The 9,457-nt window shown below is 71.1% G+C and carries 10 protein-coding genes and 1 riboswitch; of the genes, 2 read left to right on the forward strand and 8 right to left on the reverse strand.

Features of this window, described 5'->3' with window-relative positions; translation table 11 throughout:
- Positions 1-327: 327 nt before the first annotated feature.
- Entirely contained in the window at positions 328-2,538 is a 2,211-nt protein-coding gene (gene glgX / locus QM633_RS15355) for a glycogen debranching protein GlgX (RefSeq protein WP_415154637.1), read from the reverse strand.
- Positions 2,539-2,615: 77 nt separating this feature from the next.
- Here glgX and QM633_RS15360 point away from each other — a divergent pair, with 77 nt between their 5' ends.
- Both QM633_RS15360 and QM633_RS15365 read left to right on the forward strand, forming a co-directional pair.
- A complete protein-coding gene (locus QM633_RS15360) occupies positions 2,616-3,143 on the forward strand; it encodes a type II toxin-antitoxin system PemK/MazF family toxin (RefSeq protein WP_415154638.1) in 528 nt (175 codons plus the stop codon).
- A gap of 58 nt (positions 3,144-3,201) precedes the next feature.
- Positions 3,202-3,267: riboswitch (cobalamin riboswitch) on the forward strand.
- A gap of 87 nt (positions 3,268-3,354) precedes the next feature.
- Positions 3,355-3,867: a tyrosine-type recombinase/integrase gene (locus tag QM633_RS15365; RefSeq protein WP_415154639.1), complete on the forward strand. Its 513-nt coding sequence runs from the start codon at positions 3,355-3,357 to the stop codon at positions 3,865-3,867.
- Between the two features lie 98 nt (positions 3,868-3,965).
- Here QM633_RS15365 and QM633_RS15370 read toward each other — a convergent pair whose 3' ends face one another.
- Genes QM633_RS15370 through QM633_RS15400 form a run of 7 tightly spaced genes read right to left on the reverse strand, consistent with a single transcriptional unit; the run spans position 3,966 to position 9,285 of the window.
- A complete protein-coding gene (locus QM633_RS15370) occupies positions 3,966-5,366 on the reverse strand; it encodes an aldehyde dehydrogenase family protein (protein WP_415154640.1) in 1,401 nt (466 codons plus the stop codon).
- A complete protein-coding gene (locus tag QM633_RS15375) occupies positions 5,363-6,364 on the reverse strand; it encodes a cob(I)yrinic acid a,c-diamide adenosyltransferase (protein WP_415154641.1) in 1,002 nt (333 codons plus the stop codon). Before QM633_RS15375 ends, QM633_RS15370 begins: the two co-directional genes overlap by 4 nt.
- Positions 6,365-6,366: 2 nt before the next feature.
- A complete protein-coding gene (locus QM633_RS15380; RefSeq protein ID WP_415154642.1) occupies positions 6,367-6,633 on the reverse strand; it encodes a EutN/CcmL family microcompartment protein in 267 nt (88 codons plus the stop codon).
- A 1-nt stretch (position 6,634) separates the two neighbouring features.
- On the reverse strand, positions 6,635-7,492 hold the full coding sequence (locus QM633_RS15385; RefSeq protein ID WP_415154643.1) for a flavoprotein: 858 nt from the start codon (positions 7,490-7,492) through the stop codon (positions 6,635-6,637).
- Positions 7,489-8,382 carry an ethanolamine utilization protein EutJ gene (gene eutJ / locus QM633_RS15390; protein ID WP_415154644.1) on the reverse strand — a complete coding sequence of 298 codons (894 nt, stop codon included), beginning with the start codon at positions 8,380-8,382 and terminating at the stop codon, positions 7,489-7,491. Before eutJ ends, QM633_RS15385 begins: the two co-directional genes overlap by 4 nt.
- A complete protein-coding gene (pduL, locus tag QM633_RS15395; RefSeq protein WP_415154645.1) occupies positions 8,379-9,005 on the reverse strand; it encodes a phosphate propanoyltransferase in 627 nt (208 codons plus the stop codon). The genes eutJ and pduL overlap by 4 nt, the downstream gene beginning before the upstream one ends.
- A 1-nt stretch (position 9,006) precedes the next feature.
- On the reverse strand, positions 9,007-9,285 hold the full coding sequence (locus tag QM633_RS15400) for a BMC domain-containing protein (protein ID WP_415154646.1): 279 nt from the start codon (positions 9,283-9,285) through the stop codon (positions 9,007-9,009).
- Positions 9,286-9,457 lie beyond the last annotated feature (172 nt).

Raw genomic sequence — 9,457 nt, forward strand, 5'->3', positions numbered from 1 at the left:
CTACTCGGTCCACTCCGGTCGCGGACCGAGTAGAGAACCGTCCCCAACTCGGTCCGGACAGCCATCCCTGACCCGGCCCGGACGGCGACCGGGGAACCGCCGCCGCCAGACTCCGGCCGCGGACCGAGTAGAGAACCGTCCCCGACTCGGTCCCCCGACTCGGTCCGGAAGGGGCAGTCGCGGACCGAGTAGAGAACCGTCCCCAACTCGGTCCGGACAGCCATCCCCGACTCGGTCCGGAAGGGGCAGTCGCGGACCGAGTAGAGAACCGTCCCCGACTCGGTCCGGAAGGGGTAGTTGCGGACCGGACCGGCGCTGCGGCGGCGGTCAGGGCTCGGGCTGCTCCGGCTCGGGGTCGACAGGGTCGGGCTCCGGCCGGGACGCCGTCATCGCCGCGACGGACGCGGCCGCGGACACCCTCGGCTCCGGGGTCACCCCGGTGTGCTGCAGCAGCACCAGCACGCTGTGGCCGGCCAGTTCCCTGGTCGCGCCGGCGGCGAGCGGTTCGGCGGGACTGTCGTCGGCGGCGGTGTCCACCTTCACGTCCCAGGCGGCGCAGTACTCCTCCGAGGGCAGCGTCACCGGCACGGCGTCGGTGCCGCCGTTGAAGTACAGCAGTGCGTGGACGTCGACGATGCGGTTGCCGGTCGCGTCGACGCCGGCGATCCCGTGGCCGTTCAGATACATGCCGAGCGCGACGGCTCCGTCGGCGTGCCAGTCGCCGTCCTCCATCGGGCGTCCTTCGGGGTGCAGCCACACGATGTCGTTGAGCCGCTGCTCGTCCCCCACCCGGACCGCGGTGCCGGTGAAGAAGCGCTTGCGACGAAAGGTCGGGTGGTCCGCCCGCAGCTTCGCCACCGTTGCGGTGAACTCGATCAGCGGCGCGTCCACGTTGTCCCAGTGCAGCCACGACAGTGCCGAGTCCTGCGCGTAGGTGTTGTTGTCGCCGTCCTGGGTGCGACCCAGCTCGTCGCCGTGCAGGATCATCGGGACGCCCTGGCTGAGCAGCAGCGTGGCGAGGAGGTTGCGTTGCTCCCTGGCTCGCGCCGCGAGGATCTCCGGGTCGTCGCTCGGCCCTTCCGCCCCGTGATTCCAGGACCGGTTGAAGCTCTCGCCGTCGCGGTTGTCCTCGCCGTTGGCCTCGTTGTGCTTGTCGTTGTACGAGACCAGGTCGCGCAGCGTGAACCCGTCGTGCGCCGTGACGAAGTTGATGCTCGCGAAGGGACGGCGGCCCGAGTGCTCGTACAGGTCCGCCGAACCCGACAGCCGGGCCGCGAACTCGCCCAGGTCCGGTTCGCCCCGCCAGAAGTCGCGGACGGCGTCGCGGAACTTGCCGTTCCACTCGCTCCACTGCGGCGGGAAGTTGCCGACCTGGTAGCCGCCCGGGCCGACGTCCCAGGGCTCGGCGATCAGCTTCACCTGCGAGATCACCGGGTCCTGCTGGACGAGCTCGAAGAAGGCGGCCAGCCGGTTCACGTCGTAGAACTCGCGGGCCAGCGCCGCGGCGAGGTCGAACCGGAAGCCGTCGACGTGCATGTCCAGGACCCAGTAGCGCAGCGAGTCCATGATCAGCTGGAGGCTGTGCGGGTTGCCGACGTTGAGCGAGTTCCCGGTGCCGGTGTAGTCCATGTAGTACTGCGCCTGGCCGTCCACCAGCCGGTAGTAGGACGGGTTGTCGATGCCCTTGAAGCTGAGCGTCGGCCCGAGCTGGTTGCCCTCGGCGGTGTGGTTGTAGACCACGTCGAGGATCACCTCGATGCCCGCCGCGTGCATCGCCTTCACCATCGACTTGAACTCCTGCACCTGGCCACCGGCGTCCTTCACGAACGCGTAGTCGGCGTGCGGGGCGAAGAAGCCGATCGTGTTGTAGCCCCAGTAGTTGCGCAGGCCCGCGTCGAGCAGATGCTGGTCGTGGATGAACTGGTGCACCGGCATGAGCTCGATCGCGGTCACCCCGAGCCCCTGCAGGTGCTTGACCACCGCAGGGTGGGCGATGCCCGCGTAGGTGCCCCGCAACGCCTCCGGGACGTCGGGGTGGAGCTCGGTCAGGCCCTTGACGTGGGCCTCGTAGATCAGCGACTCGTTGTACGGGATGCGGAGTCTGCGGTCGCCGGTCCAGTCGAAGAACGGGTTGATCACGACCGAGCGCATCATCCGCCCCGCTGAGTCCTCGTCGTTGCGCGAGTTCTCGTCGCCGAAGTTGTAGCCGAACAGCGACTGGTCCCAGGCGATCTCGCCCTCGGTCGCCTTGGCGTAGGGGTCGAGCAGCAGCTTCGCCGGGTTGCAGCGCAGGCCGTTCGCGGGATCCCACGGCCCGTGCACGCGGTAGCCGTAGCGCTGCCCGGGGTCGACCTGGGGCAGGTAGCAGTGCCACACGTGCGCGTCGACCTCGGTGAGTTCGACCCGCGTCTCCGAGTGCAGCTCGTCGAAGAGGCACAACTCCACCCGCTCGGCCACCCCGCTGTACAGGGCGAAGTTCGTGCCCCGCCCGTCGTAGGTCGCACCCAACGGATACGGCGATCCCGGCCACACCTGCATGTCTCCTCCTCCTCGCGTCGCCAGACTAGCCAACCCCGGGCGGACGGTCCCGGCGACGGTGTCGTAGCGTGTGCGGCGTGACGCTCTTCACCCGGATCGGACGCGCGGTCCTCGACGCCCTCTCGCCCCGCCTGACGTCCCCCTCCCGGCGCACCGGGAGTACCCGTCCCCCGGCTTCCGAAACCCTGCCCGCCGGCGGCTCGGACTATCCCGGCGACTTCGTCGGACGTACTACGTTGACCTACGCGCCGCGTCCGGGGAACACCGCCGACCCGGGTGAGGTGGTGTGGACCTGGGTGCCGTTCGAGGAGGACCACAGCCAGGGCAAGGACCGCCCCGTCCTCGTGATCGGCTCCGACGGCCCGTGGCTGCTCGCCCTGCCGATGACCAGCAAGGACCACGACCGGGACGCCGCGCAGGAGGCTCGCGAGGGACGCTACTGGGTCGACATCGGCTCCGGCGGCTGGGACGCGCGGGGCCGGGCGAGCGAGGTACGCGTGAACCGGATCGTCCGGGTCGACCCGGCCCGGGTCCGGCGGATCTCGGCACGAGTCGATCCGGGCGTGTTCGCCGGCGTGGCGGCCGCCGTACGAAGCCACTGGTGACGCTGTCGGCCGGGCCGGCATCGGAGTAGCCTGACACTGCAGTACCCGCCCCGCGGAGGGAAGCCGGTGAGAAGCCGGCACTGACGCGCAGCCGTGAGCCGTCCTGGACGGCGAGTCGGAATGCTCTGCCCGGCGGCAACCCTGACCCGCTGTCGCGCACGCACGGGAGGCGGTGAGACCGTCATCCGTGCCGCAGCAAGGATGACGAACGATGAGTGTTCCCGGCTGGCTCGGCCAGACCCCCCTGCACCTGCCCGTCCCCGATCGCCCCGGCGCCGTCCTCGCCGGCCGCGTGGAGCCGTTCTCCGCGGCCGAACTCGAGGCCGCCTGGAGCGAATGGTCGAGCTACTCCCCCCTGTTGGCGGACGTGCTGCTGGTCCTTGCCCGCACCGGCCTGCGCTGGGACGAGGCCCGCCGGCTGACCGTTGCCGATGCCGGCCCCGATCACCTCCGCGTCCGGGGGCCGCGGCAGCGATGCGTCCCCGTCGCGGTACGGATCCGGCCCATCGTGGAACGGCTGCTGGCCGGACGCGACGACGACGAGGTGCTCTTCACCACCAGCACCGGCGAGCCGCTCAGCCGCACGGACGTCCTGGACCGCCTGCACTGGGATCGCACGGGACGCGGACGCCGCCTGGTCGACCTGCGCCACACCGCGGCGTTCCTGTGGCTCGCCGAGGGCGCCTGTCCGGCCGCCGTGCGCGAGTGGATGGGTGGCCGCTGAGCCTCCCGACGGAGCGAACCCGCCCCCACCACACCGGGACCGGTGGCCGGGGACGGGCCCGCCCCGGGTTCCCGCCGGGGGAGCAGTTCCCTGCGGGCTCAGCGGACGTTCAGCCCGCCCACCAGCACGCACCGGCGACGGCGGGCGAAGCTGCGGGCCGAGGTGAGGCCCTCGCCGGTCGGGCCGGCGATCGTGAACGTGCAGTAGCCCTCGCCGCCGATGCCGATGCCGGCGTAGGAGGGGCCGTTCTTCACGAAGATCGTGGTCTGGATGCGCTTGGCCATCCGGGTCAGTGCGTTCACGTCGCTGGAGTGCATGATCGCGGTGTGCCGGTTGCCGTGCTCGGCGATCACCGCCATGTCCATGGCCGCGTCGAGGTCCTTCGCGCGCACGATCCCGAGCACCGGCATCATCAGCTCGACCCGGACGAACGGGTGGTCGAACGGCACCTCGGCGATGATCAGCCGGACGCCGGGCGGCGGCTCGACGCCGATCGCCGCCAGGATCACGCTCGCGTCCTTGCCGACCCAGTCGGTGACGGCGTGTCTGCCGTCCACCACCAGGTCGACCAGCCGGGCGATCTGGGCGGGGTCGCGGAGCTCGTAGGCGCCGTGTCTGAGCATCTCGAACTTCAGCAGGTCGGTGATCGACTCGACAGCGATCACCTCCTTCTCGGCCGTGCAGGGCAGGTTGTTGTCGAAGCTGGCGCCGTCGACGATGTCCTTCGCCGCCTTCTCGATGTTCGCGGTCGCGTCCACCAGCGCCGGCGGGTTGCCCGCCCCCGCCCCGATCGCCTTCTTGCCGCTGGACAGCACCGCCTTCACGATCCCGGGCCCGCCCGTGGCGACCAGCAGCCGGACCAGCTTGTGCTGCATCATCGCGTTGGTGTTCTCGATGGACGGCGCGCTCACCGTCACGATCAGGTTCGGCGGGGCCCCGGCGGCGACCAGCGCCCGGTTGAGCGTGCGGATCAGCCAGTGGCTGATCTTCGTGGCCCTCGGGTGCGGGCTGAACACCACGGCGTTCCCCGCCGCGAGCATGCCGATGGCGTTGTTGATGATGGTCTCGGTCGGGTTCGTGGTGGGCGTGATCGCCCCGATCACCCCGAACGGCGAGATCTCGATCGTGGTCAGCCCGTCATCGCCCGACCACGCCTCGGTGACCAGGTCCTCGGTGCCGGGGGTGAACTCGGCGGCAGCCCGGTTCTTGGCGATCTTGTCCGCGACGTTGCCCATTCCGGTCTCCTCGACCGCGCAGCGCGCCATGTACTCCAGGTGCTCGGGCTGCAGCGCCACGTCGCGGATCACCCGGACGAACCGGGCCCTGTCCTTCATCGAGCAGTCCAGGTAGGCGCGCCAGGCCACGTCCGCCGCGACGACGGCCGCGTCCATGTCGGGAAAGACGCCGTCGCCGACCGTGGGCGTCCCACTCCGGGCCGCGACCTCGCGGACGATCTCCGCGACGACCTTGCGGACGACTTCCGGGCTGATGGTGGTCATGTCTGGCTCGCCTCCTGAGCGATCGAGAGTGCATGGGTGACGATGGCGACGTCCTCGGCGACGGTGCCGCCCGAGACGCCGATGCCGCCGGCGATGCGGCCGTCGGTGAAGACCGGCAGGCCGCCCCCGAAGACCACCACCCGGCCGGCGTTGGAGTTCTGGATGCCGTGCAGTTCGCCCGACGGCGCGGACGCGTCGTGCAGCGCCGCGGTCGGGAGCTTGAAGGCCGCAGACGTGTAGGCCTTGTTGACGGCGATGTCGATACTGCCGAGCAGCGAATCGGCCATCCTGTGGAGCAGCAGCAGGTTGCCGCCGGCGTCCACCCCTGCGAACACGATGGGCACGCCGAGTTCGACCGCCCTGGCCTCGGCGGCATCCGCCATCCGCTTGAGCGTGGCGAGATCGTAGGCCGCGACGGATGGCGTCGCGTCCAGCGCCCTGGTGACGGCGGCGCGGACGATCCCCTCGATCACGACCAGGTCGTGCTGGTGCTCGGTGAGCCGGGCCAGGGCGTACAGGGTGTCGGAGAGACGGTTGAGGTACTTCACGACCTCCGGACGCACCTCACGGGTCTCCGCCATGGTGAGCACCCGGCGCTCGGCGCGGCGGGTCACCGTGCGCGCCCGGTGCAGCGCTGCGGAGGGGACGTCCCTGCCGGGCACGACGAAGTTGCGCTGCGGCCCGGTCACCTCGAGGCACTCCTCGATCAGCGCCTCGAGGTCGGCGATGTCGGTGGTGCCGACCGTGTTGTCGAGGATCGCCCTGCCGTTGGCGTCGCTGGCCAGCTCCGCGGCCAGCACGAACAGCCGTTGCTGGATGCCGTGCAGGGTCTCCCGCACCGACGCGTCCGTGGCCAGTGCCTTGGCCTCGCCGATGGCGGCGTTCGCCTCGTCGACCGTGCCGTAGGCCTCCACACCAGGGTCCTGTTTGGGCACGCGCGAGCCGCCGAACAGGCCCGTGGTGCCTGCGTCGCCGGTACGCGTGTAGACGTTGGGCACGGTCAGGACCCGATCTCCACGGAATCGACGATGCCGACGATCGTCGCGTCGATCGGCGAGTCCGGACGCGCGGCCACGCGGGCGGAACTGCCGCCGGTGACGATCACGAGCTCGCCGACACCCGCACCGACGGTGTCGACGGCCACCTGGGGCATGCCGACGTACTCGTCGTCGATGCCGATCCGCTGGATCAGCAGCAGCTTGAACCCGACGAGCCGCTCGTCCTTGCTGGTCGAGACGACCGTGCCGCGCACCTTGGCCAGGAACATGTCACACCTCCCGTGAGATCCGGATGGAACGGGCCGCGGCCGCGTCACGCGCCGCCGCGGTCACCAGGGCCCTGCTCGCGACCCTCAACTCGACGCCTCTCGGCACCTGCTGGACGACCTGCTGACTGACCAGCGGCTGCGCGCAGGCGACGACCGCCGGTCCCGGGTGGCGTCGGCCGTCCCCGGCAACCGCCTTCGGCTCGGGACGGCCGTCCCCGTCGACCAGAGTGAGGCCGATCGAACGGGCGAGGCCGGCGACAGACGTACCGAAGGCTGCGGTGAACGGCGCCCTGCGCGCGCCGTCCCTGCGGTCCCAGGCGGCCAGCGCCGTCCGGCACAGGAACCGCGCCTCGGGCAACCGGACGCCGAACGACGCGAGCGCGCGCAGGTTGGCCCGCAGCAGGTCGGCGTAGCCCGACGGCATCTCCGGGAACCACGACTGCTTGGCCGCGCCGTCCGGGCAGATCGCCGTCCGCGAGGCCACCACGAGCCTGTTGGCCATGATGAACTCGCTGAACAGGTTGCTCGCCTTGCAGTCGGCGATGCCGTGAGCGACCTTGCCCGCGATGTTCGCGGTCAGGGTCGGCGCGATCAGCATGTCGTGCTCCGCGACCATCCGCCGCGAGACCTCCTGCATGCCCAGGCCTGCGATCAGGGTCTGGTCGAGCACGTTCTCCGCGCTGGGCGTCTGCACATAGTCGAGGCTGACCCCGGTCGCAGCGAGCCGGCGCAGGCTCTCGACGGCGTCCTCGAAGCCCAGCAGCCCGCCGGTGAACAACACCAGCGCGCGCCGCGGCCGGGGCGCCATCGCCTCGAGGACGCTCGCCTGCACCAGCAGCTTCAGGTCGGCCTCGGTCATCGGTTCCGCTCCGGCTGACGGGAGCCACGGGTCGAGCCCGTGACCACAGCGGGCGAGAAGGGGATGCCGAGCGGGGTGACGAACAGGGGCTCGACCGGACGCACGACCGGGCGGCCCAGCCGTGCGGCGAAGACGTCCGGGGCGTTCGGGAACGAGCTCGAGCCGCCGACCAGGTAGACCATCGGCACGTCGTGGCCCCTGAGCGCGGCCTGCGCGATCGTCGCCATCTTCTCCAGCGTGGGCCGGATCACGCCGACCACGTCGTCGCGGCGGGCGGGGTCCTTCTTCATCGCCTCGGCCTCGTCATAGCCGATCCCGTAGGCGCCGGCGAGGACGAGGGTCATGTGGTGGCCGCCGGTCGCCTCGTCCACGCTCGAAAGGACCTCCCCGCCGGCCAGGATCGAGACGCCGGTCGTGCCGTGGCCGATGTCGATCACGCAGCCGTCGGTGATGCCGAGGGCCCTCGCGGCCGCGACCGGCTCGTCCACCACCTCCGCGACGTCGAGGCCCGCGGCACCGGCGACGTTGCGGAACACCCGGATGTCGCCCTCGCTGATGCCCGGCGGGATCGACACGGACGCGGACGTGAAGTGGTGGCCGAGCCGTGCCTCCACGTCCCCGGTGAGCCGGCGGACAGCGGACGTCGCACCGGCCCAGTCGACCACGACACCGTCCCGCACGACCGTGGAGTGCAGCCAGCCGCCGGCCACGGGGCGGTCCCGCGCATCGACCACGGAGACGACGATGTTCGCCGTGCCCAGGTCGATGCCGAGCCGCGGCTCGCCGGTGGGCGGGTCGACCTCGCCGGTGCGCACCAGCTGGGCGAAGCGGCGGATCGCCGCCTCCGGCGTGTGGAGGTCACGGATGTCGGGTGCCATGGTCGCGGTCACGGGAGGATGAGCTTCCCGTACTCCCCGTCGCGGAGGCCGAGGGCGTTCGCCTCGTCGGTGTCGAGGTGGATCTCGGGCACCCAGTCGTCCTTGACCCGGATGATCAGGTTGTCCAGCACGCCGCCGCGCTCGCCACCGAACCGGACCTGGACGAGGTCCTGGTCGGCCAGCCCCCACGCCCTGGCATGGCTCGGGCCCATGTGGATGTGCCGGGCGGCGACCATCACCCCGTGCTCGACATGGATCGTCCCCCGCGGACCCTCGATGTCGATCGGGCCCGCGTCGTCGAGGTGCCCGGACTGGGTGATCGGGGCGTCGATGCCCAGCGCGATGCAGTCGGTGCGGCTCAGCTCGACCTGCGTCTTCGGGCGGCACGGGCCCATCAGCCGCAGCTTGGGGAACGCGCCCCGGGGGCCCGCGATCGAGACGGTCTGCTCCGCGGCGAAGTCGCTCGGCTGGCGGACCCGTCGGTACACCGTCAACTCGTCGAGGCCGAACAGGGTCGCCAGGTCCTCCCGGGAGAGGTGCGCGTGGCGGTTCGACACACCCACGACGATGCGCAGCTGAAGTTCGCCGATCACCATGCGGGTCACCTCCTCGACGAGTTGACGGGTGTCCTGCATGTCAGGCCTTCTTGGGCAGCAACTGCTCGACGTCCGCGTGCGGCCTGGGGATGACGTGCTTGCTCACGACCTCCTCGCCGACGTTCGCCGCAGCCACCGCGCCGGCGTCGACGGCGGCCTTCACCGCGCCCACGTCGCCACGCACCAGCACGGTGACCAGTCCGGCGCCGACCTTCTGGTAGCCGATCAGGACGACGTTCGCCGCCTTCACCATGGCGTCCGCCGCTTCGACGGCGCCGACGTAACCCTTGGTCTCGACGAGACCGAGCGCTTCGCCCATGACACTTCCTTTCCTCTCCTGGTCCCACCTCCGGCTGGTGCCGGGAACTCCGAGCGCGATGGGACTGCGGGTTCGCTCGGACTACGACGTTGCGGTCGGTTTGCGCGACCGGGTGCGCCGGGCCGGGGCGGGCGCGGGGGCAGCCTCCGCGTCCGCCAGCACCGGCGCCGCC

This window comes from Propionicimonas sp. (assembly GCF_047606205.1).
In the GTDB taxonomy this organism is placed as follows: Bacteria; Actinomycetota; Actinomycetes; order Propionibacteriales; family Propionibacteriaceae; genus Propionicimonas.